Origin of the sequence: Rhizobium sp. 18065 (assembly GCF_902706095.1) — a bacterium.
Lineage (GTDB): Bacteria > Pseudomonadota > Alphaproteobacteria > Rhizobiales > Rhizobiaceae > Allorhizobium.
Genome location: NZ_CACSJP010000001.1, coordinates 1107819 through 1130995 on the forward strand (window position 1 = coordinate 1107819; position 23177 = coordinate 1130995).

The following is a 23177-nucleotide window of genomic DNA, read 5'->3' on the forward strand; positions in this document are numbered from 1 at the left end:
CGATGAGGGCGGCGAAGGTCAAGGACAGGTCTGGCATGAGTGTTTCCCGCGTGATGATCCGCACTGTGCGTAAAGGCTTGGTGCTTGCCGTCTGTTTGACCATCGGTCTGTCATCCTGCGCCGGCCGACCCGGTCCCGAAACCCTGGCTTCGATCGGCGATACCGCGTTCAAGCCGGTCAAGGTCGAAACGCTCTATGCCGTCACCACACGAGACCGGGCCGAGCCCGGCAAGAATGTCTTCACCGCCGGCAAGGCGCGCAGCGTCAATTACGCCAGCTTCGACGTGTCGATCCCGGCCAGTCACAAGCCGTCCAATATCGAATGGCCAAAGGGCTCCAAGGTCGATCCGTCCAGGGATTTTGCCGTCATCGATCAGTCCGTCATGCAGCGCGAGCAATTGCTGGATGCGGTGGCGCGGCGAACCGGCAAGGGCTCTGCCCCGACCGTCTTCGTGCATGGCTACAACTACAATTTTCAGGAAGCGCTTTATCGCCTGGCCCAGTTGAAGACCGACAGCGACATCGACGGTTCGCCGATCGTGTTTTCGTGGCCCTCGCATGCCGCCATCCCGGCCTATGTGGCCGACAAGGAATCAGCCACCTATTCGCGTGACGCGCTGGCGCAATTGCTCGCCGATCTCACCGCCCGGACAAAGGGCACGGATGTCGAGGTCTTTGCCCATTCCATGGGCGGCTGGCTGACGGTCGAGGCTCTGCGTCAGTTGAAGCTTCAGGGGCGCGATGACGTCTTGAGCCGCCTGCGGGTCATCCTGGCCGCCCCCGATATCGATGCGGATGTGTTTGTCTCCCAGCTGGATGTCATTGGCCCGATGCGCCGTCCGATCACCATTCTCGTCTCGCCGGACGATCGCGCACTCAAGGTGTCGAGCATTCTCGGCGCTGGCTCGCAGCGTGTCGGCGCGGTCGATGTCAACGATCCCAAGGTCGCCGATGCGGCAAAGACGGCCGGCGTCAACGTCATCGATATCTCCTCGCTGGAATCGCTCGATGCCACCAACCACAATCGTTATGTCGAGGCGGTGGCCCTGGCGAAGACATTGAGCAAGCCGACCGCCAATGCCGGTCTCGGCGATGCCGGCGCCTTCATCTTCGATGCCGCGGCGCAAACCATTTCCAGTCCCTTCTCGCTGGCGGCCACAGTGCTGCGCGGCAATTGAGCCTGGGCCGACCGGCAGTCGGTGCGGCAGCACCGGTTACGCTGCGCTGCCGCGCGTCCACGACACATTGGGGATAGGGTCCGGCCTCGTCGGATTTGCCAATCTGTAGGGTTGACCGGCGGCGGGATCCGGTGTCTTGCGCGAGGCAGAGGGTGGATACCCGTTCGCCGCGTGGCGTGACGCAAGCTCCGCTCCATGCATGGACGCTAATGGGCGTTCTATCTCAATGAATTAGTGGTTCCCCGCATGGCGCAATTCGCCGTTGAAGCCGAGATACCAGCGCCCGCCGCCGCGATCGCTCGCACAAATCCTGTTATTGCCGCGCTGTTGGCTGCATCGTTGCGCGCTGTGGCAAGGTCCAGGCCCTTCAGTGTCCTGCTTCTGGCCCTTGTCTCATTCGCCATGGCTGTGCCGCTATTTTTCGAGGAAAGCCTTCTGCAGATGCTCTGGCGCCTCTGGCTGTCGCGTCATCTGACCGATCCGGCGGAAAACACGCTCGGCGTCACCATGATGATCGGCGCGATCGCCTCGCGTGGGCTCGTCCGCCTGCCGCGTCGCCGCACAGAGCAGCCATCTGCGGAGGATGTCGCCCGTGCGGTCGAGCTTCTCGCCAGCCAGCCCAATGCCAGCGCCGGGCTTGTCCGGCTGGGTGACAAGAAGCTGCTGTTTTCCGACTGCGGCCAGGCTTTCATCATGTATGCCCGCCGCGGCCGCTCGATGGTGGCCCTGTTCGACCCGGTCGGCCCCAGGGCGCTCTGGGCGCCGCTGGCGCTGAAATTCATCGGCGAGGCCAAAAGCCGCCGCTGCCGTCCGGTCTTCTACCAGGTCTCCGCCGACTTTCTCCCGGTCACGGTCGAAGCCCGGCTGAACGCGCTGAAGCTCGGCGAACAGGCGGTGGTCGATCTGTCGCGTTTCAGCCTGGCCGGCGGCGACTGGCTGAAACTGCGCCGCTCGATCAATCGCGCCGAACGCGACGGCCTTGAATTCCAGTTGCTGGCGCCGGCTGACGTGCCTGCGATATTCGACGAGTTGTCGGCCGTCTCAGATGCCTGGCTTTCCGCACACAAGGCCGGCGAGAAGGGCTTTTCGCTCGGCACGTTCAAGCCGCATTATGTCATGTCCGAGCCGGTCGCAGTCATCCGCCTCGAAGGCCGCATCGTCGCCTTCGCCAATATCCTGACCACGGCGTCGGGCGGCGATGCTTTCATCGATCTGATGCGCCATCTGCCCGGCGTGCATCGCGGCATGATGGACCTGCTGTTTGTCCGGATCATGGAACACCTGAAGGCCGAGGGTTTCCGCAGCCTCAATCTCGGCATGGCACCGTTTGCCGGCCTGTCGACCCACAAGCGCGCGCCGATCTGGAACCATGTCGGCCGCCAGCTCTATGAAAACGGCGAGCGCTTCTACAATTTCCGCGGCGTGCACGCCTTCAAGTCGAAATTCGACCCCGACTGGCAGCCGCGTTATCTGGCCGTCGCCGGGGCCGGCTTCCCGATCGCCTCCCTTGTCGATGTCACCATGCTGATCGGCGGCGGCCTGAAGGGTGTGCTGCGCCGATGAACCGCCTGATGATGAGCCGCCTGCCGATAAGCCGCCTGATGGTGATGCTGTGCATGGGGCTCGGTCTTGCGAGCCTGGTTCCCCCAGGCCCGGCAAGCGCCGAGATGGCGGCGTCGGCGCAATTCACCACGGTCAGCCTGCCGACAAACCGCATCGTCGTGCCCGCAGGCGAGCCGTCGGGTCTCGTGGTCCTGCTATCTGACGCGAATGGCTGGACCGGAGACGAAGAGCGCATCCAGCGCCGGCTGGTCGACAGGGGCGGCATCGTCGTCGGCATCGACCTGCCCGCCTATCTTGCGGCCCTGCGCCGCGAAACGCGCGACTGCCTCTATCTCGTCTCCGATATCGAAAAGCTCGGCCGGCAGATCCATCGCGCCTATGACATCAAGACCTTCCATCCGCCGATCGTCGCCGGCTGGGGCGAGGGCGCGACGCTGGCGCTGGCGATCCTGGCCCAGACCCCCAATACGACGGTGGCCGAGACGGTTGCGGTGGATCCGCAAGCCGTCCTGCCGCTTGTAAAACCGCTCTGCACCCCGGCCGAAAAGACACCGGACGGCGAAGGCATGGTCTACGGTCTGAAACCAGCACCGCTGCCCGATCCGCTCAGCCTCATCCTGTCGCCCGCGGCAAGCGAGCGCGGCCGAAGCCATGCGCTGGGGCTGAAAGCCGCAAAACCGGAGATCACGCTGGAGGACAGCGCAGACACTGCAGCCATCCTGTTCGAGCGCGAGAGCCTCGCCGCACTCGACCGCATGGCAGCAAGCCGGGCGCCGCTCGATCTGCCGATCATCGAACTGCCGGCCGAACCGCGCTTCGACACGCTTGCCATCATCTATTCCGGCGATGGCGGCTGGCGCGATATCGACCAGAAGCTCGGTGGCTTCCTCCAGGCCGACGGCGTGCCGGTCATCGGCGTCGATGCGCTGCGCTATTTCTGGCAGGAGCGCAGCCCCGACCAGACGGCGGCCGACCTGTCGCGCATCATCGCCACCTATCGCCAGCGCTTTGGCGTCAAAAATGTCGTGCTGGTCGGCTATTCCTTCGGCGCCGATATCCTGCCGGCCACCTACAACCGCCTGCCGCCGGCCGACAGAGCCGTCGTCACCCAGCTCTCCCTGCTCGCTTTGTCGCGCAAGGCCGATTTCGAGATCGCCGTCACCGGCTGGCTCGGGATGAGCGGCTCCGGCAAACACGGCGATCCCGTCGTGCACCTCAGCCAGATCGAGCCGGCGAAGATCCAGTGCATCCATGGCGAGGCCGAACAGCAAAGCGGCTGCAAGGCACTGTCCGGCATGGCGGATGCGCAGGTGATCACCCGGCCCGGCGGCCATCATTTCGACGGCAATTACAAGCTGCTCAGCGATCTGGTTCTCGCTCGCCTGCGCGCCGGCTTCGACCGGCGCTCCTGACTCTGACGAAACGCCTGTCGCGCCTGTTCTAGCCGTGCTGTCGCGATGTCGCCAGATGTTCGTCTGCCCGCACCACGTTGCGTCGTTGGCGGATCGCCTGGGCGATGAAGGCGCGCGACAGCCCGTGATAGAGCGGTTCCGGCGAGACCAGACGCGAGGTGACATAGCCGATCATCGAGGCCGCCATGATCGGTAGCACCGCCTCGTGATTTCCGGTCATCTCGATGATGATGACGAAGGCGGTCATCGGCGCCTGCACCACGCCGGCGAAATAGCCTGCCATGCCGAGGATCGCAGACAGGCCTATGCTTGCGCCGAGCATCGAGCCGATGGTTCCGCCAAGGCCGACGCCGACCGAAAGCGAGGGTGCGAAAATGCCGCCTGGAATGCCCGACACCATCGACAGGAAGGTCGAGCCGAGCTTGGCGATGAAGAACATCGGCGACAGCGGCTCGCCGGCCAGAACCCGTTGCGATTCCTCGTAGCCGGTGCCGAAGGTCTGGCCGCCCGTCGCAATGCCGATGACGGCGACGGCAAGGCCGCAGGCCGCAGCCAGTGCCAGCATGCGCCGGAACGGATCGGGATGGGCCCAGAGCCGGATGCGCCGTGAGGCCGCAAGCGCACAGCGGCTGAACGCAGCACCGAGCGCGCCGCCGACGACGCCGCACAGCACCACGGCCACCCAGTCGCGTGGCGTCGTCGCCGAGACCATACTTTCGCCGAAATAGGTATAGGAGCCGACCAGCCCCATGGCGGCAAGGCCCGACAGGATCACCGCCGTCAGCACCAGGCCGTTGGCCCGCGACTGGAAGGTCCGGCTCATTTCCTCGATGGCAAAGACGATGCCTGCCAGCGGCGTGTTGAAGGCGGCGGCAATGCCGGCGGCCGATCCGGCAAGGATCAGCCCACGCGCCTGCGCCATGCCGCCAATCCGGCCGCTTGCCAACATGATCGACGCCCCGACCTGCACCGTTGGCCCCTCGCGGCCGATCGATGCGCCACAAAAGAGACCGATCACCGTCAGCAGGATCTTGCCCGCCGCAAGCTTCAGCGACAGCAGCCCATGCCGGGCATCGGCATCTTCGAGATGACGCGCGGCGATCGCCTGCGGAATGCCCGAACCCTGCGCATTGGGAAACAGTTTCATGCTGAGAAGCGCACAGAGCAGGAAGCCGGAAGGGGTCAGCGCCAAAGGAATGAGATAGCCGAAACGGCTGCTGGCATTTAATGCCCGAAACAGCGTCTGGGCCTCATCGGCGGCAGCCGCAAAGCCGACACTGACGACGCCGATGGCGATCGCACCCAGCCAGAAGACAATCCGCGGTTTCCACAATCGCCACGACCATCCGATGACGCGGGAGCGGCGACGGAGTTTCGACTTGCGATAGGAAAGGGGCATGGCAAAGGCACCAATCAGGGAAAGACCGGCCCCTTATTTGCCCCTGGGTCCGGTTTTGCAACCCTGAAAAGGCCGATTGAGGGCGGAGCCGCGTTCGTCACCAGCCCACGGAAAGCTGGGAGGGCAGGCCTTATCAGTCAAACCATCCTGCGCTACAGTGCCTTGGAAAATGCGCGCAGGAACACGCCGATGACTTCGCCGGTCAATCCGTCCGTATTGCAGGACGAAGAATTCCAGGCCGCAGCCAAGAGTGTGCTGCGCGAGGGTGAAACTGTGGCGGATCTGATCGATCACTCGGCTCGGGCCGAAGTTGAGCATCGGCTGGTCCAGGCCGAGTTCATCACCCGTGGCCTCGCCGCGTTGAAAAAGGTGCAGGAAACAGGCGTTTCCCACAGCGCAGAAGAAGTCCACGCTGAAATGCGAGCAATGCTCGAGGCTAAGTCGGCCGGGCACCACAGATGAAACGAAAGGTCCGTTACTCGCCGGAAGCGCGTACGGATATCCTTCGGCTCTATGCTTTTCTACTTGAGAAAGATGTTGTCGCGGCCGGTCAGGCGCTGGCCGCGATTGAGCAAGCCGTAATGGGGCTGGCTCTTCTTCCCTTCAGAGGACGCAGGCTCGAAGCGGCGGTCGACAACATCCGTGAACTCGTCACCACCTTCGGTAAGGCGGGATATCTCGCGCTCTATCACGTCTCCGACGACATGGTGACCATCCTCGCGATCCGCCACCAGCGTGAGGATGATTATCGTTGAAGTCCTACCGGTCGCTCGTCTCCCAGCGCGGATTGATCCACGGTTCCTGGTTGCTGCGGGGCAGCGGCTGTTTGCCGAGGATATGGTCGGCGGCCTTTTCGCCGGTCATGATCGACGGACCGTTGAGATTGCCATAGGTCAGGCGCGGGAAGATCGAACTGTCGGCAACGCGCAGGCCCTCGACGCCGATCACCCGGCATTCCGGATCAACGACCGCCATCGGATCGTCCTTGGCGCCCATCTTGCAGGTGCCGCTCGGGTGATAGGCACTTTCCAGATGTTCGCGCAGGAAGGCGTCGATCTGTTCGTCGCTCTGAACGTCTTCGCCCGGCTGGATTTCCGGCCCGCGGAACTGGTCGAAGGCCTTTTGGCCGAAGATCTCCCGGGTGAGGCGCACGCAGTGGCGGAATTTCGCCCAGTCTTCCTCGTGGCTCATGTAGTTGAACTTGATCAGCGGGTCGGCCATCGGATCGGACGAGGCAAGCGTCACGCTGCCGCGCGACTTCGAATGGTTGTAGCCGACGTGCACCTGGAAGCCATGGCTCTTGGCGGCAGCCTTTCCGTCATAGGAAATGGCGACAGGCAGGAAATGGAACTGGATGTCCGGCTGCTTGACGCCGGCCGCCGAGCGCACGAAGGCGCAGGATTCGAACTGGTTGGAGCCGCCGAGCCCTCTGCCGGAAAACAGCCATTGCGCACCGGCCACGCCCTGCCAGAACCAAGGCAGCCAGGAATAAAGCGATACCGGCTTCGTCGAGACCTGCTGGAAGTAGAATTCCATATGGTCCATCAGATTGGCGCCGACGCCGGGCCGGTCGACCTTCACCTCGATGCCCATTTCCTTCAGATGCGCGGCCGGGCCGATGCCCGACAGCATCAGCAGTTTTGGCGAGTTGAAGGTCGAGGCCGAGATAATCACCTCGCGATTGGCCTTCACCACTTCGATTTTTCCGCCGCGCTCGATCTCGACGCCGACAGCGCGACCGTTCTCGATGACGATCCGGCGGGCAAAGCAGCGCACGAGTTCGACATTTCCCCGCTTCATCGCGGGCTTCAGATAGGCATTGGCGGCAGACCAGCGGCGCGAGCGCCAGATGGTCTGCTCCATCAGGCCGAAGCCTTCCTGCTTCTCGCCGTTATAGTCCTCGGTCGTCTCGAACCCGGTCTCGCGGCCCGCCTCGACAAAGGCGCGCACCAGCGGGTTCTTCGCCGGTCCGCGTTGCACATGCAGCGGCCCATCCGTGCCGCGCCAGCCGTCCTGGCCGCCATGCGAATTTTCCATCCGCTTGAAATAGGGCAGCACATCCGCATAGGCCCAGCCACTGGCGCCAAGATCCTCCCAGCGGTCGAAATCATCCGCCGAACCGCGCACATAGACCATGCCGTTGATCGAAGACGACCCGCCGATCACCTTGCCGCGCGGTGCCGTGATCCGCCGGTTGTTGAGGTTGGGCTCCGGCTCGGAGAGATAACCCCAGTTGTATCGCTTCATGCTCATCGGCCATGCCAATGCCGCCGGCATCTGGATGAACGGCCCGATATCAGACCCGCCATATTCCAGCACCATGACGCTGTTTTTGCCATCTTCCGACAGCCGGTACGCCAGTGCCGAGCCGGCCGAGCCGGAGCCGATGATGATGAAGTCTGCCTGTTGGGTCATGGATAGGTCCAGCGGGTTAGTGGAATGGGTGACAGGGGTATCGCGATACGCTATACTCTGGCGCATCGGCATCGCTGAGGGCGACGGGATGAAAGAAGTCGTGGTTTCCCAGCGCGCCGACAAGGCGCTGCAGAGCATGCAACTGAAGCGCCGGCTCGCGATTATCGCGAAAGTGAAAGCCTATGCGCGGGGCGAGAGGGTCAACATCAAGAAGATGAAGGGCCTTCAACTCTGGCGCATCAGGGTTGGCGACGACCGGGTCATAATCGATGATCAGGGCCGTATAGTTCTGGTCGTAGCGGTCGGGCCGCGCGGCAGCATCTACAAGGATTGAGAGGCCATGGGACGTATCCAGAAGATCGAAATCGAGGGTAAGGCCTATGTCTTGCTGAGTGAAGAAGACTATGAGGACCTTGTCGATGGTCTCGAAGCGAGTGCCGTATTGGCCGAAATCGCTGGGGGACAGGAAGTTTGGCCGCTGACCATCGTCGAAGCGCGCGCCAAAGGTGAAAACCCTATTCGGGTTTTTCGCACCTACCGTCAGATGACCGTCTCCGACCTCGCCGCCGCTGCCGGTATCTCTCAGCCTTACCTGTCCGAAATCGAGAGCGGCAAGAAGACCGGCTCCGTCGATGTGCTGAAGCGCATTGCGTCCGCCCTGAAGGTCGACCTCGACGATATCGTGGTGTGAGCCGAAACGCAGGCTGGCCGCTTCAATGGAGTGCCGCGCAGGCCCCCCTCTGGCCTGCCGGCTATCTCCCCCACAAGGGGGGAGATCGGATGGAGCCGGTCTCTCGCCAATCTCTAACGTGGTTGGGGACGTAGCAAAGGCGCGTCTAGCCGATCTCCCCCCGTGTGGGGGAGATGCCCGGCAGGGCAGAGGGGGGCGATCTGGCGCGACAGCAGCCTTCATCTCAATACGGCGCCTCGCATGGTCCCATGCCGACATACACCGTCTTCAACTCGCTGTAGTGCTCCAGCGCCGCTGCCGAATTCTCGCGGCCAAATCCCGACTGCTTGGAACCGCCGAACGGGATCTCGACCGGGCACAGATTGTAGGTGTTGATCCACAGCGTTCCTGCCTCCAGCTGGTCGACCACCCGGTGCGCGCGGGTGAAGTCTGCGGTGAACACGCCGGCCGCGAGCCCGAATTCCGTGGCATTGGCCCGTGCGATCACCTCCGCCTCGTCGTTGAAATCGAGCACGCACATCACCGGCCCGAAGATTTCCTCGCGGGCGATGGTCATCTCGTCGGTGACATCGGCAAACACCGTCGGCTGGATGTAATAGCCTTCACCGGGCTCCTTGCTTGGCGACACGTCGTTGGGAATGCCGCCGCCGGTCACCAGCGTCGCGCCTTCTGCCTTGCCCTTCTCGATATAGCTGATCACCTTCTCGCGCTGCGCCCAGGAGACCATCGGTCCCATCTGGGTCGCTTCGTCCTGCGGGTCGCCGATGACGATCGCCTCGGTGCGCTCTTTCAGCCGCGCGAGGAACTTCGCCTTCATCGCCGTGTGCACGAAGACGCGCGTGCCGTTCGAGCAGACCTGGCCGGTCGAATAGAAATTGCCGAGCATGGCGCCGGATATGGCGCTTTCCATGTCGGCATCGTCGAAGACGATCAGCGGCGACTTGCCACCGAGTTCCATGGTCACGTGTTTCAGGCTGCCGGCAGCCGCTGCCGCAACCTTGCGGCCGGTCGGCACAGAACCGGTCAGCGAGACCTTGGCGACGTCAGGATGATTGACCAGCAGCGGGCCCGTGTCACGGTCGCCCTGGATGACATTGTAGACGCCCTTCGGCACGCCGGCCTCGATCAGGATCTCGGCGATCTTCAAGGCGCCGAGCGGCGTCATTTCGGAAGGCTTGAACACCATGGAATTGCCGGCGGCAAGCGCTGGCGCGCCTTTCCAGCAGGCGATCTGCTGCGGGTAGTTCCACGCACCGATGCCGACGACCACGCCAAGCGGCACGCGCTTGGTATAGGCCCAGTCACCGCCGAGCGGGATCTGGCTGCCGTTCATCGCGGTGGCAATGATGCCGCCGAAGAATTCGAAACTGTCGGCCCCCGAGGTCGCATCGGCGACAATCGTTTCCTGGATCGGCTTGCCGGTGTCGAGCGTCTCCAGTTCCGACAGTTCGCGGTTGCGCGTCCGCATGATCTCGGCCGCCTTTTTCAGGATGCGGCCGCGTGCCGTCGGGCTCATCGCGCCCCATTCCTTCTGCGCCCGCTTGGCCGAGGCAATCGCCATCTCGACGATCGCCGGCGTTGCCGCATGCAGCTTGGCGATCACTTCGCCGGTCGCCGGATAGATGCTCTCGATCACGGTGCCGGCGGTGTCTTCGACATAGTCTCCGTCGATGAAATGGGAAGCTTTCGGTTGGGCTTTCATGATGTCTCTCCGGACGGGTGTTCGTGTCAGTCTTGTCATCGGGTCTATGCCCCGCATCTGCCCTGCCGGGCACCTTCTCCCCGTTGGAACGGGGAGAAGGAGGCGCGAGCTAGCATTTGGCTTTCCCTCTCCCCGCCTGCGGGGAGAGGGCAGGGTGAGGGGCAATCTGTTCGGCGGTCACCGCGTGCAGCTGTCCCGTCACATAATCTTCGACCAGCGCCACCGACGCCTCGATCGACAAGGGTGCAGCCTTGAGAGACTGCCGGATATAAAGCCCGTCGATCATCGCGGCGGCGCCATCGGCAATCCGGTCCGCGTCGTGGGTTCCGCACAGAGGCGTCAACCCCGACATCAGGTTGGAATGCAGTCGTCGGGCATACAGTGCGAGCAGACGGCGCACCGCTTCCGAGCGCTGCGCCTGTGAATAGAAGGCAAGCCAGGCGGCGACGACATCCGGGGCAAACTGGCCGGCCTGGAAGGAAACGCGGATCACCGCCGAAATCCGCGCGCGCGGCGTCTCCGCTTGCGAAAGCGCCAGCCCCGCATCCGCCTTCAACTGCCTGAGCAGCGAGCGGATGGTCTCGATCAGCAACTGCTCCTTGGAGCCGAAATAGTGATGCGCCAGCGCCGGCGATACGCCAGCCTCACGGGCAATCTCCGACATCGTCACCGACAGGGATCCATGATGACCGATCGCCTTCAGCGCGGCATCGACAAGCGCCTTGCGGCGCACGGGTTCCATTCCGATCTTCGGCATCGCGGCTTCCTTTCAATCGTCAATATATTTTTGATTGACTGATCAATCAATAAAAATCTTACCCGCCCAAGCTGATCGCAACAGACTTCGCCAGCCCGTCGACGGATTGTTTACGGTAAATCCAGACACCGGTGCAGGTCGAGGCGCAACCGGTGGTTCGCAACGGGTTGTGGCTGGCGCTGCCGGCGAAATGGCAAAGCGCCTTCTGCGCCGGGCAATCACGATGCGAAATACCGCATGGCCCGATGGCCGCAGCGTTGACCCGTCTCGCGCACAAGTAGGGCCGTCATCAAATGTTCATACGGCTGTCACATCCCGGAAAGGTTTTCTTGACGAATTGCAGGTCAAGTTTCATCCCATAAAAACAAATGCATACTGGAGAAAGTCATGGTTCTGGGCATTGTTGAGGATGGCGGCGTCCTGCGCCGCTTCGCCAATGATCAGCTGCTCACCCTGGCCAAGCTGGTGGTCGAAAACGCGCTGCAGCCGATCGTCGAGGTCGGCACAGGTGCGGTCTTCGGTTATGAAAGCCTGATGCGCGGCCATGATCGCATCGGTTTCAAGTCGCCGCTCGATCTGCTCGATCAGGCCTATGAGAGCGGCGAGCTGCTGGCGCTGGAGCAGATGGTGTCGAGCCGGGCGCTCGCCAAGTTCGCAACCCTGCCGGATTGTTCGGCCGCCACGCTTTTCCTCAATCTCGATGTCCGGCTGATCCGCGATGGCAATGCCCTGGTCGATACTTTGCTCGACCAGTTGCGCAAGGCAAATATCCCGCCGTCCTCCGTCTGTTTCGAACTGTCCGAGCGTTTCGACAATACCCAGGTGCCGGAGTTTTCGGGCCTGATCGCACGCCTGCGCCGCTCCGGCTTCAAGCTCGCCATCGACGATTTCGGCGTCGGCCATGGCGAGATGAAACTACTCTGCGATTTCCCCGTCGACTACGTCAAGATCGACCGCCATTTCATCGCCGGTCTCGACAGCAATCCGCGCAAGCGCCATCTGGTCAAGAACATCGTCAATTTCTGCCATGTTCTCGGCGTGCGTGTCATTGCCGAGGGCATCGAGACGGAAGCGGAATTCATCGCCTGCCGCGAGTTCGGCGTCGATCTCGTCCAGGGCTGGTTCATCGCCCGCCCGACCACGATGATCACCGAGCTGAAAAGCGCCTTCCCGCATCTGCAGGAGATCGGCACGGTCCGCCGCAGCACCCAGTCGCTCGATGAAGTGCTGATCCGCAAGCAGATCGAACTGATGCCGACCGTCTACGAGCATGAAAACATCGAGCATGTCTTCGATCTCTTCCGCCGCAATCCCGGCCAAAGCTTCTTTCCGGTGCTCAACGCCAATGGCGAGCCGCGCGGCATCATCAACGAGATCCACCTGAAGGAATATATCTACCAGCCCTTTGGCCGCGATCTGTTGAAGAACAAGGTCTATGAACGCTCGATATCGCATTTCGTCGATCGCGCCCCGATCGTCGGGCTGGATGCCGATGCCGAACGACTGATGACCATCTTCGCCAATATGGAAGGCTCCGACTGCGTTATCCTGACCGAAAACATGCGTTATGCCGGCGTCGTTTCGGCGGCATCGCTGATCCGCGTGATGAACGAGAAGCGCCTGAAAACCGCCCAGGACCAGAACCCCCTGACCGGCCTGCCGGGAAACCGCGCGATCCGCGACTACATGCGCGACATCGCGCTCGACGGCGATGAGACGCGTTATTTCTGCTACTGCGATTTCGACAATTTCAAGCCGTTCAACGATCACTATGGCTTCCATCTCGGTGACCATGCGATCAGCCTGTTTGCCGCCCTCCTGCGCCGCTATTTCTTCTCCGACGGCGATTTCCTCGGTCATGTCGGCGGCGATGACTTCTTCATCGGTGTCAGCGACTGGAGCCGCGAGGAACTGACCGAGATCCTCGACCGGCTGCTGTCGGACTTCCATGACGATGTCATCGAACTCTACAGCGAAAACGACCGTTCGGCGGGGCGCATCAAAGGCGTGGACCGGCATGGCCAGGAACGCGATTTCGCTCTGATGCGTTGTTCGATCGGCGTGCTGGAACTGCCGCGCGGGCGGGTCATCGACGACGTCAATCGCATCAGCGCCGAAATCGCCGACCTGAAGAAGGCCGCCAAGGATAGCGACGCCGGTCTGGCCCTGGGCACGTTCGGCGTCGCGTGAGCGGCGCGCAGAACCTTGTCGATCAGTTGCCGCCGATCACTGCCTGAACAGCTGCAACATGATGTCCGTGCTGCTGTTGGCGATCTGCAGCGCCTGGATACCGAGCTGCTGCTGCGTCTGCAGCGCCTTTAACCGCGTCGAAACCTCGTTCAAATCGGCGTCCACCAGTCGACCCACACCCTTGTCGATCGAATCGGACAGCTTTTCGGCAAAGTCCGCCTGCATGTCGATCCGCGTCTGGAACGAGCCGAGCTTGCTTGCGCTGGCGATGGCAAGCTTCTCCATGTGATCGACACCCTTGATATACTGGTCGATGGTCCGCAGGTTCTGGACGATGTCGACCTCGGCGAGGTCGAAGTCCGGTGCATAGGGCGGGTTCGACTGGACATTGCCGACATAGACGCGCGCTGCGCGATTGCCGGCCTCGGGATAGACGGTCTGATCGGCCGCGAAGGTGATGCTGTTGCCGCTGGCGGTGACAGCCAAAGCGCTGCCGGCCGCGGCCTGGCTGATCACGGCTGCAAGATCGGCGGCGCTGCCGATATAGCCGTCACTGGTGCCGAGAGCCGCATCGACCACGCCGCGGTCGATCGTATAGGTCTGGCGTCCGCCTGAACCGACCTCGACGTCGAAATACACCTCCGCCAGCGCCGAGACCGTGAACGGCGTGGTGAAGGAGATCGACGCCTTGGGATACATGTTGTCGTGCTTTTCGGTCGGCGCATTCTCAAGCCCCATGGCGAAATTCGCCGGATAGACGCCACCGAAATCCGAGGTCACCGCCGAAATCGATATGCTTGATCCGTCATGTCCGGACGTCTCCAGCGAGCCGATCTCGAATTCGCTCGTGGAAGACGTGCTGGTGAACATGCTCTCATAGGCCGTGGCTGGCACGCCATTGTCCTGGAACACCCGCTCCAGCACGGCGCGCAATTGCACAGCCGTGTTGATCTTGCCGTCGGTCGTGCCCAGCGCCGCATCGACAACCGTTTTGTCGATCGTCAGCGCATAGGCATTGCCGGCCGAATACGTGCCGGCATCGACGGTCAGGGTGAAGTTGATGTAGTCGGTTGCCGCAAATGTGCTGCTGCCGGTAAACGCATAACTTTCATGCCCCTCATGGGCGACGGAATTGACGCCGGTGTCGCGGAAGCCACCGATGTCGCCGACGCTGTGCAACTGCTTTTGCAGGATGCCGCCGCCACCGGTATTCAGCATGCTGGTCTGCTTCAGGTCGACACTGATCGTCTTGACCTGCACATTGTTGTTGGCATCGCGGACGAAGGACGAGACCAGCGACGTGTTGAGCTGAGCGGTTTCGCTAATGTGCGTCGCCGCATTCGTCTTCAGCCAGTTCTCGCCGCTGAAGCTGGACGAGGCGACCACGCTTTCCGCCTGCGCGTTGAACTGGTCGAGCTCCTCCTGGATCTTGGCCCTGTCCACGCCCTGTTCCTTTGCCGCGACCAGCTTGGCCTTGTATTCGCCAAGCACGTCGACAATCGCCTCCGTGCCTGTGGAAGCTGTATCCACCGTTGCCGCCCCGAGGCCAAGCGCGTCACTGACGGCAGAAATGGCCATGGTGTCGGAGCGCATGGTCGTGGCAATCGACCAATAGGCTGCATTGTCGGCGGCAGCGGACACACGCAGTCCCGAAGAGGTCTGGCCCTGTGTCGTTTCCAGATCGGAGGCAATGGAACGCAATGTCTGGAGCGCACTGATGGCGCCCAGATTCGTCAGAATACTGGCCATGAAAATCTCAAGTGTTTTGATTTTTAGCAGCCCGTCATGGGCGAAGTCTTGTCGCTCGATACAACCGTTTTATGGTTAGCAATCGGTTAATGACGGATGCCAAGAAGCGGCACTGGCGTCATGTTCACGACACCGTGATCATTCTTCATGTCCTTGATTTAATGCAGTGATATCGGCATAATCAGATATGCCAAACGGTCAGGCGCTACGCTTGCAGGCCGTGCACATCGCTGCACGGATCGGTTACTCGGGGTTGCATGTCGGTATTTTGCCGAAGCGCGCCCGACGCATCGAACGGCATGGCGCCCCAGGGTTCCCCACGGCCATTTGTCGCGGGCGGCAAAGAGCCTCCTTTTCATCGCAATTGCGCTGCTCTATGCCGGTCTGCAATCAACGCGAGGGAGCCGCCTATGTCTCTTCCAGACACCATGCGCTATGTCGATCTGCCCACCCATGGTCCAGCCGAGGTCATGCGGCTGGCGACAGGGCCGGTGCCCAGGCCACGCCCCGGCGAAATCCTCATCCGCGTCGAAGCGGCCGGGGTCAACCGGCCCGATGTCGCCCAACGCCAGGGAACCTATCCCGCCCCGAAGGATGCAAGCCCGATCCTCGGCCTTGAGGTCGCAGGCGAGGTCGTCGCGCTTGGCGAGGGGGCTTCCGGTTTTGCCATCGGCGACAAGGTCTGCGCGCTGGCCAATGGCGGCGGTTATGCCGAATTCTGCGCGGTCCCCGCGACCCAGGCCCTGTCTTGGCCCGGCGGCTATGACGCGGTCAAGGCGGCCGCCCTGCCGGAAACCTTCTTCACCGTCTGGGCCAATCTCTTCCAGATGGCCGGCCTGACCGAAGGCGAAACCGTGCTGATTCATGGCGGTTCGTCGGGCATCGGTACCACCGCCATCCAGCTTGCGCGCGCCTTTGGCGCAACCGTCTATACGACGGCGGGATCGGCTGAAAAATGCGCGGCCTGCATGGATCTCGGCGCTGCCCGGGCGATCAACTACAAGACCGAGGATTTCGTCGAACTGGTCAAGGAAGCGACCGCCGGCAAGGGTGTCGATGTCGTGCTCGACATGATCGGCGCGTCATACTTCGACCGCAACCTCCAGGTTCTCGCCAAGGATGGATGTCTGTCGATCATCGCCTTCCTCGGCGGCGCCGTGGCCGAGAAGGTCAACCTGTCACCGATCATGGTCAAGCGCCTGACAGTGACCGGATCGACCATGCGTCCGCGCACGGCGGAGGAAAAGCGCGCCATCCGCGACGAGTTGCAGGCTGAGGTCTGGCCGTTGCTCGAAGCGGGCGACGTCGCGCCCGTCATCCACCGCGTGCTGCCGATCGAAGACGTGGTCGAGGCCCATCGCCTGATGGAAAGCTCCAGCCATATAGGCAAGATCGTGCTGACGCTGGGCTGATTTTGTCGGGGGTATTTGACCGGGTTCGCTCGGTCTTCTGACTCAGCGAGCATCTCCAGCGCGCGAATAATCGTGCTTTCACGCCCAAATGTCCAATAAAGAATCTTCGGCGCCTGTCATATAACGTGCCTTGCAGAAGTGCTGCAATGCACCTACCTTTTAGTCATCGACAACGTAACGAAAGGAAGGTGATCCAATGTCTAATGAGATTTCGGTCTGCGTTTGGGGCTTTGGCAAGGTGATGGTTTTGACGGGGCAGCCCTCGGCCTGACACCACCTTCCTTTGGCCGCTGCCTGGCAGCGTCCGTGCCCAGCTTAGGGACCAAAACTCATGGAGAGCCGCCTCGTGCGGCTCTTTTTGATTCCGGGCTTTCGTTTGAATTCGCTCACCAGCCGACATAGCCGAAGCCGGGAACCTTGAGGGCAGGGCGGCTGAAATCCACACCGGCCACCAGGCCGAGGAAATTGACCTCGATACCGCTTCGGGCACCGAGTGAAAACCCGGCAAGACCCCCGAAGCTCAGATGCAGGTCACGGCTGTCGGCATCCAGCGCATAGAAACCGCCATTGTCCAGATAGTCGCGCCCCACCGCATCCGGCGGCAGCACGGCGCCCAGTTCCGGCACGCTGCGCAGCACATGCGCGACGAACGTATTCGAATTCGGTCCCGGATAGATCCTGTACCCACCCGGCTCGCCATGCGGATAGCCTGCGATCGCCGCCTCGATCTTCGGGATCAGCCGCTCGGCCTCTGCTCCCGTGATCTCCACAACCAGCCTTGGCGGATTGGAATACCAGAAACCGTCCGGTGCCCGGTGGTTGCGGCGGATCGGCGTACCCCAGCCGACCTTGTCATAGCGCTGATAGGCACCGCCCTTTTCCTTGGTGACGATCCACGCATGGCTGGCGACGGCACCCTTCAATCCGCCGGTCATCGCCGAGAAGACATGGACCGAGGCTTCGGGCGAAGCGTCTGCACGGGGCAGGATACCGGCCGATCCCCAGTTTGCCTCGTTCCACCGCCCCGGCCTGTCCGTGGTGGCCCAAAGTCCGGCTGAAACCAGTGTCGGCAGCACGAAGACCAGCACAAGCACAGCCAGCAGACGGATGATGATTTTCAAATCTTGACCTCGTGCATCGCTCGGTGTTTTGCGCTATCAGCCGGAAACAATCCGGGAATTTTGAGGCAAGACATGAACAATCCGATCACGGTCGAAGTCACGCGCGGTCAACTCGTCGAGAGCCGCCATCGCGGCATGGCCGTGGTCGTCGATGGTGACGGGCGCATGGTCTTTTCCGCCGGCGATGTCGATGCTGCCGTTTTTCCCCGCTCGGCCTGCAAGGCAATGCAGGCTCTACCGCTGATCGAGACCGGTGCGGCCGATGCCTATGGCTTCGGCAACCGTGAACTGGCGCTCGCCTGTTCGTCGCATTCCGGCGAACCGGAGCATGTCGCAACGGCCGCCGCCATGCTGAAGGCCTCCGGCCGCGATGTGTCGGCGCTCGAATGCGGCGCCCACGGGTCGTTCGACCAGGCAACCCTGATCAACCAGGCCCGAAGCCTCGACCGACCGACGGCCCTGCACAACAACTGCTCCGGCAAACACGCCGGCTTCGTCTGCGCCTGTTGCCATGCCGGCGACGATCCGGCCGGCTATTCCACCTATGATCACCCGCTGCAGCAGCAGATCCGCGCCACTATGGAAAGCCTGACCGGAACAACGCTTGGACCCGACAATTGCGGCGCAGACGGCTGCTCGATCCCCACCTATGCCGTTTCGCTGAAAGGCCTTGCCCATGGTTTTGCCAGGATGGCCACGGGCCAGGGGCTGGAGCCGATCCGCGCCCGCGCCGCACGGCGCCTGATCGACGCCTGCATGGCCGAACCCTTCTATGTCGCCGGTACACGGCGTTTCTGCACTCGCCTGATGCAGGTGGCACCCGGCCGGATCTTTGCCAAGACCGGTGCCGAAGGCGTATTCTGCGCCATCCTGCCGGAAAAGGGCTTGTCCTTTGCGGTCAAATGCGAGGACGGCACCACCCGCGCCGCCGAAACCATGATCACCGCCCTTCTCGCCCGCCATTTCGACAGAGACAGCGTCGAGCAACAGGCGCTGATGGCCATGGCCAATCACACGCTGAAGAACTGGAACGGCATCGCAGTCGGCACAGTCCGCGTCACCGATGCGCTGTTTGGTTGAGCTGGAAGACAGGAAGAATGTCCCCCTCACCAAGAAAATCTACGATTTAGCATTCGCTAAGATCGTGATTTTCTATCCTCTCCCTCAAGGGGAGAGGCAGGGCCTCGCGCCTGCTGCTGGTGTAGGCGGCCTTCCTTCTCCCCTTGAGGGAGAAGAAGCGAAATCGAGGGCTTAGCCGCAGGCTAAACCTCAGATTTCGCAGATGAGGGGGCATTTCTATGAACCTAAGCCACCACAATCTCGACGCCCGCCTCCCGATAACCCATGAGCCCGTCCGCCCCATTCCCCGTCGCAACGATCAGTCCGGTGATCTCGGGTAACCTCGCAACCAGGCAGGGCGAGACCGCGTCCAGCTTATCGGCCGTCAGCGGTACATAGGTGGCGGCGCTGCGCTCGATGATCCGCCGCTTGATCGCCGCTTCCTCGAAATCTCCCGTCGTCAGCCCCTCGACGGGATGGGTGGCAGTGACGCCGAGAAAGAAGATGTCCGGCCGCAAGCGGTCGATCGCGGCAATTGCCGTGGCCCCCACCGCGACCATCGAATGTTTGTACAGCCGGCCGCCGATCAGGATCACCTCGACGGCCGGGTGATGCTCGAATTCGGCCGCGATGGTGGGAGCATGGGTAACGATGGTCAGCGCCATCTCGCGCGGGATCTGTCGGGCAATCTCTGCCGTCGTCGTACCGCCGTCGAGAAAGACCATCTGCCGGGGTGACAAAAGCCGGATTGCCGCTGCCGCCAGCCGCTGTTTCTCTTCGGTTGCCACACCCTGCCGGGCGCTGAAGTCCGGTAGCACCGGCGCCATCGGCAGCGCCCCGCCATGCACACGCTTCAACAGCCCGTCCGCGGCCATGTCCCGCATGTCGCGCCGGATCGTGTCTTCCGAGACATTCCAGTCGCGCGCCAACTGACCCGCCAGCGCGCGTCCCTCCCGTGTCAGGATGTCGAGGATCATCTGGCGTCTCTGTTCGGTCAGCACGGCTTCACCCATTTGTTCACGAAGTTGCACGATAATAGCCAGTTAGAGTCGACATTCCAGAAGAATCATGCGGAAATGTACAAAATCCCGCATGGGGCGGGAGGCAAAGGAGATGACCATGTTGATTTTGATTGCCGGGCCGTATCGCTCGGGCACCGGTGACGACCCGGTAAAGATGGCGGCCAATCTGCAGGTGCTCGAGGCACCATCGCATGCCCTGTTCAAGGCTGGTCATGTGCCGATGATCGGCGAATGGGTGGCGTTGCCGGTCTGGCATTCAGCCGGCGGCAAGACAATCGGCGACGATCTCTACGAGGAGATTTTCCATCCCGTCGCCCACCGTCTTCTCCAGCTATGCGACGGTGTCCTGCGCCTTCCCGGCGCATCGAAGGGGGCCGACAACGACGTGCGCATCGCCACCGAACGCGGCATTCCTGTCTGGTACAGACTGGAAGACGTGCCGGGCATCGCATGACTTGACGTCGACCCTCCCCTTGAAGGGGAGGGCCGGATCACAAGTTCGGGGCAGAGGTCCGGGGTGGGGTGATGATCGCAATCTCGATAGCGGATGATATTGCCGCCAGCCGCGCCAATGGTACCAAGGTTGGACGGCCGAAGAAGTCGGCCGATCCGGCTTGACGTGATCCTGCCCGTTGAGGGGCGGTGGCTCACTGCGCAGCTTTCTCCTCAACGGGCAGGGCGACCCTCATTCCTTCTCGTCAGTCCGCTTCTGCCACATCGCCTTGAAGCCGGGGCGATCCTGGATGCGCTTCAGCCATGCGCCGGTCTTCGGATGCGCGTCGAACAGCGTCTGATAAGGCTGCGCATAGCGCACGATCTCGCCCAGATTGATGTCGGCCACTGTGAAGCGGTCACCGACGGCATAGTCATGCGCGGCAAAATGCTTTTCCAGCACGCCGAACGGCCGCGACAGGATACGCGCCACGACCTTGGCCTCGGCCTGGCCGGCCTCCGTCGCAAGCCGTCCCTCGTTGTTGCATTGCGAGATCTTCAGCGCTTCTGTTTCGATCGATGTCGCGCCAAACAGCGTCCATTGCTGCATCTGCGCCTCTTCGGCGATGTCCTTCGGCGCCAGCGGCCCGCCATGTTTCTTCGCCAGATAAAATGTCTGCGCCAGCGATTCGTTCAACACCAGCCCGTCGTCGTCGATCGTCGGAATGCTGCCCATCGGGTTGATCTTGAGGAAGTCCGGCGAGCGCGTGTTGAGCCGTGCATCCGGCGCCATCGGGTCGGCAAGCTTGTAGGCCTGCAGCACCGGCACCAGCTCGAAGGAAAGCCCGAGCTCCTCGGCTAGCCAGAGAATGCGCGTCGCGCGCGATTTGTAGACGCCGTAGATCTTCAGCATGGATATCTCCTGGTTGCGGATGGCGACGCTAGCCGCTGGCCGCGGGGGAGAAAAGCCATGTTGCATTGATCCGGCCATGAAATTCGCTGATGGCAGCGGAGATTGACCACAGCGACCGGGGGATCCGGCATCCGGCACCTGCGCAGATCATCACCGCCCTGGCGCCTTCAGCAGGCGATGGCCGCTTCGGCCAGCAGAGCGTGGTCGGCGGTGATATAGCCACGGCCGGCATGCAGCAGTCTCAAGGCGGCATCGGGGTCGAGCGCCCTGGCATACAGATAGCCCTGGCCAGCCCGGCAGCCCATGGCGGTCAGTCTGGCCGCCTGTTCCGCGTCCTCGATGCCTTCGGCGACGACCAGGATGTCCAGCCCATCGGCAATGTCCAGCAGCCCCTTGATGATCACGCCGCCGGCCCGATCCAGGACCATGCGCTGCACGAAGCATTTGTCGATCTTGATGATGTCCACAGGTACGGTCAAAAGATGGGTCAGCGAGGCAAAGCCGGTGCCGAAGTCATCGAGCGCCACCATCAGCCCGGCTGCGCGCATGGTGCGGATCTCGTCGGCGACGATCTGGTCGCGCTGGCCGAGATAGACCGATTCCGTCACCTCGGCGACAATCTTGGACAGCGGCACGTCGAGCTGCTCGAAGGCCTTGCCGATCCGCCCGGTGAGGCCACCGCGGTAGAAGTCCGCGGCCGTGAGATTGATGCCGACGCGGCCGAAACTCAGCCCCGCATCCATCCAGCGGCGGCAATCGGCAGCCGTTTTCTCCAGCATTCGGTCGGTCAGTTCGATGGCGACATGCGCATCCTTCATCGCCTCCTGGAAATGGCCGGCGGCGATCACCTCGCCATTGCACGTGCGCATCCGGCACAGCGCCTCGAGCCCCACAATGCGCCCGGTCGAGAGCTCGACCAGCGGTTGGTAATAGGCGTCGATACGGTCGTCGCGCAGCGCTTCACCGACGTCGTGAATGGCACGGAAGCGCTTGACGATAGCGGTGCCGAGGCCCGGCACATATTCGATGTAGCGACCGCGATTGCGTTCCTTGGCATGATAGAGCGCATAGTCGGCATTCTGGCGCACGGGGGCGGGGTTCTCGCCGGCGTCCGCTCGCGCACCGCCGATGGTGATCGACGGATAGAGCAGATGCCCGCCGCATTCGCAGGGCGCCTTGGTCGCGGCAAGCAGATCGGCGGCGAGCGTGCCCGGATCCTGGTTCTCAAGGCAGGGAATGATGATGGCGAATTCGTCGCCGCCCAGCCGAAAGGTCATGCCCGGTTCGGCTCGGCGCGCCAGCCGTTCAGCCACGGTGCTGATCAGGTCGTCGCCGGCCTGATGGCCGAATGTATCGTTGACCATCTTGAGATTGTCGACATCGGTGAGCAGCAGCCCCCAGGCCCGCCCGCTGTCTGCCTGGATCTGGATCACATTGTTGAACCGCGCCCGGTTCGGCAATTGCGTCAGGGCGTCCGTCTCGGCCAGCCGCCGCCGTTCGGCGATGCGCTGGTCGCGCTCGATGGCGATGGCGCACAGATGCACGCAGGCATCGACCAGTTTCCGTTCAATCGGCGATGGCCCGCGCGGGGTCCGGTAGTAGAAGGCGAAGGTTCCGACCACCTTGCCCGATACCAGCATCGGCGTCGACCAGCAGGCCAGCATGCCGTGCACGAGGGCAAGCTGCTTGTAGTTCTGCCAGTAGGGATGGGTTTCGATGTCCTCGACCAGGACGGGTTTGCCGGTATAGGCAGCGGTGCCGCAGGAACCGACGCCCGGACCGATCTGGACGCCGTCGATCGCGGCCGCATAGGCTTTCGGCAGGGACGGCCCGGCGAGATGATGCACACGGTTGTCGTCATCCAGCAGCAGCACCGAACAGATGATGTCGGGCGATGTCTTTTCCGCTTCCCGACAGAGAAAATCCACGGTTTCCGATACCGGAAGCCCCGTGGCGATCATCTCGAGAATGGTGTTCTGTAGCTGTAGCGGCAGCATCTTCGGTTTCACTGGAATGAGGTGTCCGAAGACTAAAGCATCGCAAGGCTTAAACAGGGATTACGATTTTGCGCGCCCTCTAATATTAGTGATTGGAATTTTAAGTCTATCGCTAACACTTGATGAAATTGCCGGGGAGGGAACCGGCCAGTACCGAGACCCCTG

Annotated in this window: 20 protein-coding genes; 11 read left to right on the plus strand and 9 right to left on the minus strand. The window is 62.4% G+C overall.

Annotated elements, in window-relative coordinates:
* The first annotated feature begins 35 nt into the window (after positions 1-35).
* The 3 genes from GVK95_RS05310 to GVK95_RS05320 all read left to right on the plus strand — a co-directional run bounded on the left by GVK95_RS05310 (position 36) and on the right by GVK95_RS05320 (position 4153).
* The gene (locus GVK95_RS05310; RefSeq protein WP_159947230.1) at positions 36-1178 is read left to right on the plus strand and encodes an alpha/beta fold hydrolase; all 1143 of its coding nucleotides are present in this window, start codon (positions 36-38) and stop codon (positions 1176-1178) included.
* Between the two features lie 246 nt (positions 1179-1424).
* Complete coding sequence (locus tag GVK95_RS05315; protein WP_159947232.1) at positions 1425-2741, plus strand: phosphatidylglycerol lysyltransferase domain-containing protein; 1317 nt, start codon at positions 1425-1427, stop codon at positions 2739-2741.
* Positions 2738-4153, plus strand: a complete 1416-nt coding sequence (locus GVK95_RS05320) for an AcvB/VirJ family lysyl-phosphatidylglycerol hydrolase (protein ID WP_244618641.1) — start codon at positions 2738-2740, stop codon at positions 4151-4153. Before GVK95_RS05315 ends, GVK95_RS05320 begins: the two co-directional genes overlap by 4 nt.
* Positions 4154-4181: 28 nt before the next feature.
* Here GVK95_RS05320 and GVK95_RS05325 read toward each other — a convergent pair whose 3' ends face one another.
* Entirely contained in the window at positions 4182-5552 is a 1371-nt protein-coding gene (locus tag GVK95_RS05325; RefSeq protein ID WP_159947234.1) for a chloride channel protein, read from the minus strand.
* Positions 5553-5741: 189 nt separating this feature from the next.
* On the opposite strand from GVK95_RS05325, the gene GVK95_RS05330 reads away from it, so the two are divergent.
* Together GVK95_RS05330 and GVK95_RS05335 are read left to right on the plus strand one after the other, a co-directional pair.
* The gene (locus tag GVK95_RS05330) at positions 5742-6014 is read left to right on the plus strand and encodes a prevent-host-death protein (protein WP_159947236.1); all 273 of its coding nucleotides are present in this window, start codon (positions 5742-5744) and stop codon (positions 6012-6014) included.
* On the plus strand, positions 6011-6307 hold the full coding sequence (locus tag GVK95_RS05335) for a type II toxin-antitoxin system RelE/ParE family toxin (RefSeq protein WP_159947238.1): 297 nt from the start codon (positions 6011-6013) through the stop codon (positions 6305-6307). The genes GVK95_RS05330 and GVK95_RS05335 overlap by 4 nt, the downstream gene beginning before the upstream one ends.
* A 4-nt stretch (positions 6308-6311) precedes the next feature.
* Here GVK95_RS05335 and betA read toward each other — a convergent pair whose 3' ends face one another.
* Positions 6312-7967: a choline dehydrogenase gene (betA, locus tag GVK95_RS05340; protein WP_159947249.1), complete on the minus strand. Its 1656-nt coding sequence runs from the start codon at positions 7965-7967 to the stop codon at positions 6312-6314.
* Positions 7968-8055: 88 nt separating this feature from the next.
* Between betA and GVK95_RS05345 the strand changes: the two genes are divergently transcribed.
* Together GVK95_RS05345 and GVK95_RS05350 are read left to right on the plus strand one after the other, a co-directional pair.
* Positions 8056-8301 carry a cytotoxic translational repressor of toxin-antitoxin stability system gene (locus GVK95_RS05345; RefSeq protein ID WP_159947251.1) on the plus strand — a complete coding sequence of 82 codons (246 nt, stop codon included), beginning with the start codon at positions 8056-8058 and terminating at the stop codon, positions 8299-8301.
* A 6-nt stretch (positions 8302-8307) separates the two neighbouring features.
* Positions 8308-8658: a helix-turn-helix transcriptional regulator gene (locus tag GVK95_RS05350; RefSeq protein WP_159947253.1), complete on the plus strand. Its 351-nt coding sequence runs from the start codon at positions 8308-8310 to the stop codon at positions 8656-8658.
* Between the two features lie 223 nt (positions 8659-8881).
* Here the strand turns inward: GVK95_RS05350 and betB are convergent, their stop codons facing one another.
* Together betB and betI are read right to left on the minus strand one after the other, a co-directional pair.
* Positions 8882-10360: a betaine-aldehyde dehydrogenase gene (gene betB, locus GVK95_RS05355; RefSeq protein ID WP_159947255.1), complete on the minus strand. Its 1479-nt coding sequence runs from the start codon at positions 10358-10360 to the stop codon at positions 8882-8884.
* Between the two features lie 109 nt (positions 10361-10469).
* Entirely contained in the window at positions 10470-11117 is a 648-nt protein-coding gene (gene betI, locus GVK95_RS05360; protein ID WP_159947257.1) for a transcriptional regulator BetI, read from the minus strand.
* Between the two features lie 387 nt (positions 11118-11504).
* On the opposite strand from betI, the gene GVK95_RS05365 reads away from it, so the two are divergent.
* A complete protein-coding gene (locus GVK95_RS05365; RefSeq protein WP_159947259.1) occupies positions 11505-13307 on the plus strand; it encodes a GGDEF domain-containing protein in 1803 nt (600 codons plus the stop codon).
* A gap of 36 nt (positions 13308-13343) precedes the next feature.
* Here the strand turns inward: GVK95_RS05365 and GVK95_RS25360 are convergent, their stop codons facing one another.
* Positions 13344-15056: a flagellin gene (locus tag GVK95_RS25360; RefSeq protein WP_159947261.1), complete on the minus strand. Its 1713-nt coding sequence runs from the start codon at positions 15054-15056 to the stop codon at positions 13344-13346.
* Between the two features lie 410 nt (positions 15057-15466).
* Between GVK95_RS25360 and GVK95_RS05375 the strand changes: the two genes are divergently transcribed.
* Entirely contained in the window at positions 15467-16468 is a 1002-nt protein-coding gene (locus GVK95_RS05375) for an NAD(P)H-quinone oxidoreductase (protein WP_200844204.1), read from the plus strand.
* A 386-nt stretch (positions 16469-16854) separates the two neighbouring features.
* Here the strand turns inward: GVK95_RS05375 and GVK95_RS05380 are convergent, their stop codons facing one another.
* Positions 16855-17589 carry a DUF3750 domain-containing protein gene (locus tag GVK95_RS05380; protein WP_159947263.1) on the minus strand — a complete coding sequence of 245 codons (735 nt, stop codon included), beginning with the start codon at positions 17587-17589 and terminating at the stop codon, positions 16855-16857.
* Between the two features lie 72 nt (positions 17590-17661).
* Between GVK95_RS05380 and GVK95_RS05385 the strand changes: the two genes are divergently transcribed.
* Entirely contained in the window at positions 17662-18669 is a 1008-nt protein-coding gene (locus GVK95_RS05385; RefSeq protein WP_159947265.1) for an asparaginase, read from the plus strand.
* 224 nt (positions 18670-18893) lie between these two features.
* Here the strand turns inward: GVK95_RS05385 and GVK95_RS05390 are convergent, their stop codons facing one another.
* Entirely contained in the window at positions 18894-19649 is a 756-nt protein-coding gene (locus GVK95_RS05390; protein WP_159947494.1) for a DeoR/GlpR family DNA-binding transcription regulator, read from the minus strand.
* 118 nt (positions 19650-19767) lie between these two features.
* On the opposite strand from GVK95_RS05390, the gene GVK95_RS05395 reads away from it, so the two are divergent.
* A complete protein-coding gene (locus tag GVK95_RS05395; protein ID WP_159947267.1) occupies positions 19768-20124 on the plus strand; it encodes a DUF4406 domain-containing protein in 357 nt (118 codons plus the stop codon).
* A 231-nt stretch (positions 20125-20355) separates the two neighbouring features.
* Here the strand turns inward: GVK95_RS05395 and GVK95_RS05400 are convergent, their stop codons facing one another.
* Positions 20356-21015 carry a glutathione S-transferase family protein gene (locus GVK95_RS05400; RefSeq protein WP_159947269.1) on the minus strand — a complete coding sequence of 220 codons (660 nt, stop codon included), beginning with the start codon at positions 21013-21015 and terminating at the stop codon, positions 20356-20358.
* A gap of 167 nt (positions 21016-21182) precedes the next feature.
* Positions 21183-23024, minus strand: coding sequence for an EAL domain-containing protein (locus tag GVK95_RS05405; RefSeq protein ID WP_348532444.1), 1842 nt, complete (start codon positions 23022-23024; stop codon positions 21183-21185).
* Between the last annotated feature and the right edge of the window lie 153 nt (positions 23025-23177).

Bases quoted from the DNA above. Each gene is read 5' to 3' on its own strand.
- GVK95_RS05310 (WP_159947230.1), top strand. From the start codon at position 36: ATGAGTGTTTCCCGCGTGATGATCCGCACTGTGCGTAAAGGCTTGGTG.
- GVK95_RS05315 (WP_159947232.1), top strand. From the start codon at position 1,425: ATGGCGCAATTCGCCGTTGAAGCCGAGATACCAGCGCCCGCCGCCGCG.
- GVK95_RS05320 (WP_244618641.1), top strand. From the start codon at position 2,738: ATGAACCGCCTGATGATGAGCCGCCTGCCGATAAGCCGCCTGATGGTG.
- GVK95_RS05325 (WP_159947234.1), bottom strand. From the start codon at position 5,552: ATGCCCCTTTCCTATCGCAAGTCGAAACTCCGTCGCCGCTCCCGCGTC.
- GVK95_RS05330 (WP_159947236.1), top strand. From the start codon at position 5,742: ATGACTTCGCCGGTCAATCCGTCCGTATTGCAGGACGAAGAATTCCAG.
- GVK95_RS05335 (WP_159947238.1), top strand. From the start codon at position 6,011: ATGAAACGAAAGGTCCGTTACTCGCCGGAAGCGCGTACGGATATCCTT.
- betA (WP_159947249.1), bottom strand. From the start codon at position 7,967: ATGACCCAACAGGCAGACTTCATCATCATCGGCTCCGGCTCGGCCGGC.
- GVK95_RS05345 (WP_159947251.1), top strand. From the start codon at position 8,056: ATGAAAGAAGTCGTGGTTTCCCAGCGCGCCGACAAGGCGCTGCAGAGC.
- GVK95_RS05350 (WP_159947253.1), top strand. From the start codon at position 8,308: ATGGGACGTATCCAGAAGATCGAAATCGAGGGTAAGGCCTATGTCTTG.
- betB (WP_159947255.1), bottom strand. From the start codon at position 10,360: ATGAAAGCCCAACCGAAAGCTTCCCATTTCATCGACGGAGACTATGTC.
- betI (WP_159947257.1), bottom strand. From the start codon at position 11,117: ATGCCGAAGATCGGAATGGAACCCGTGCGCCGCAAGGCGCTTGTCGAT.
- GVK95_RS05365 (WP_159947259.1), top strand. From the start codon at position 11,505: ATGGTTCTGGGCATTGTTGAGGATGGCGGCGTCCTGCGCCGCTTCGCC.
- GVK95_RS25360 (WP_159947261.1), bottom strand. From the start codon at position 15,056: ATGGCCAGTATTCTGACGAATCTGGGCGCCATCAGTGCGCTCCAGACA.
- GVK95_RS05375 (WP_200844204.1), top strand. From the start codon at position 15,467: ATGTCTCTTCCAGACACCATGCGCTATGTCGATCTGCCCACCCATGGT.
- GVK95_RS05385 (WP_159947265.1), top strand. From the start codon at position 17,662: ATGAACAATCCGATCACGGTCGAAGTCACGCGCGGTCAACTCGTCGAG.
- GVK95_RS05395 (WP_159947267.1), top strand. From the start codon at position 19,768: ATGTTGATTTTGATTGCCGGGCCGTATCGCTCGGGCACCGGTGACGAC.
- GVK95_RS05400 (WP_159947269.1), bottom strand. From the start codon at position 21,015: ATGCTGAAGATCTACGGCGTCTACAAATCGCGCGCGACGCGCATTCTC.